The following is a 1835-nucleotide window of genomic DNA, read 5'->3' on the forward strand; positions in this document are numbered from 1 at the left end:
TATTACTTCTTGATGCCCCGCTTCTTCATCCAGTCAGGCAGTTGGTCAGGCTGCAGGCCATTGTAGCGGCAGCCAGGATACCGGCAATTAGAGCAGTTGCCCTTGTTGCCCTTGACAGGGGGCTCGCCCTTGATCTCCTTCTCCAAATAGTCCACCAGAGCCTTGATGTCCGCCTCATCGCCGTCCACAGCCCAGTAGTGGGCGCCCTCGTTTCCGCCGATGCCGCCGGCGCAAACCACCTTGGCCTCGCAGTTGAACATCATCTTGATGGCCTCCACCTCGGTGACGATGTCGGCGCTGGACAGGCAGTACAGGCCGGGGTCGGCACCCATGGAGATGTCGATATGGTTGGCGCCGCCCAGAGCGCGGCTGGCGGCGGGCACGCTGGGCACCATCTTCTCATAGCCCACAGGGCAGATCCACTTCAGGCCCTTGCTGGTCATATAGCCGATGAAGTTGGGCACGGTGCCGCCATTGAAGCCGGAGGTGATGATGCCCACATGGCCATCCTGGTCAAAGGCGTTGGCGCCCTTGATGATGACGGTGTCGGCGTGGTAGTCCTGAAGGGCCTCGTCGATCTTCTTATCCACAGGCTGTCCCTTATAGAATACGTTGGGGAAGCTCTTGCGGCTGGAGGGCTCAGTGACGCAGAGCATTCCATCGGTGCTGTTGCCCACCGTGCACAGTCCGGGCTCGATGGACTTATCGCCCAGCAGTTCCTGGGCGATGAAGGCGTTGGTGGTGCCGCCGGCCAGCAGCACATAGGCCTCCTTCCATGCCTTCTGGAATTCAGGCATCTGGATGACCGTCTTGGCGATCAGACGGCGGGCCTCAGCGGGAGTTAAAACAAAGGTGGCTTTCATGGGTTTCATCCTCCTTACAGAATTGGCAATACTTAAGTACAGATTCAGGCTTTCTCAGGGTGCTTCTTCAAGTCTACAACGGGGTTCACCAGGGGTTCCATCTCAAAGCCGTCGGGACCGTAGATCCGGCACTCGGCCATGTCCCCGTCGTTGATCTCAAAGGCGCGGGGGGTGCCGGTGGACAGAATGTCGCCGGCGTACCAGCCCTGGATGCTGCTGTGCAGGGATACCAGCCGGGCCGGACGGTGGGTCATGTTGCTCACCAGATTTTTGGCGTATACCTCGCCGTTGCGCACGGACTGGACCTCCAGCTTCAGCACATCAGGCACCTCATCGGGTGTGACCAGCTGGGGACCGAAGGAGAAAAAGGTGGGGAAGTTTTTCACGATACACAGGTAGCGGGGGTTGCCGCTGACATAGTCGTTGCCCTTCAGGATGGACTCCTCGGTCATGTCCAGGATGGTGGTATAGCCCACGATGGCGTCCTGCCAGTTCTCCTCGGACACATCGCGGCAGTCCTTGCCCATAATGATCCCCAGCTCCGCCTCGGCGGTAGTTTTCTGGGCTTCCTTCAGAGTAGGAAGCTTGATTTCATCGGCGGGGCCAATCAGAGTGTCAGCCATCTTAAAGAAGCTGCCGGGGAACCCGGTGGGGGCGGCAGAGCCGATGTCACCGGCATGGTCTACATAGTTCAGCCCAATGCCGAAGATCCGCTTCGGGTTGCGGTACAGGGGAGCATAGACCACCTGGTCAGCGGGGACAAGGCCGGGGATGGACTCCAGCTCCTCCTTACCGCCGGCGTTATACCAGGCGGTCAGGCCGGGGATCTGCTGCTCCTGGATCAGGGACAGCAGATCGGTCCTCCACGCGGTGCCCTTAGCCGCGTTCAGGGCGCGGATGGGAAGAATGCCGTTCTTGGCTACGATGCCGGCCATCTCCGTATCGTTCCACTTGATAGTTGCCAGTCTCATA

The 1835-nt window shown here is 59.7% G+C and carries 2 protein-coding genes; both read right to left on the reverse strand.

Going from position 1 to position 1835, the window contains the following annotated elements; translation table 11 throughout:
- Positions 1–2: 2 nt before the first annotated feature.
- Positions 3–863, reverse strand: a complete 861-nt coding sequence (locus tag WKS99_RS13390) for a hypothetical protein (protein WP_147571170.1) — start codon at positions 861–863, stop codon at positions 3–5.
- 44 nt (positions 864–907) lie between these two features.
- Positions 908–1835: fumarylacetoacetate hydrolase family protein (locus WKS99_RS13395; RefSeq protein ID WP_340406497.1), on the reverse strand; the 928-nt coding region annotated here is incomplete at its 5' end.

This window comes from Flintibacter sp. HCN-6482 (assembly GCF_037892565.1).
Taxonomy (GTDB): Bacteria; Bacillota; Clostridia; order Oscillospirales; family Oscillospiraceae; genus Lawsonibacter; species Lawsonibacter aceti.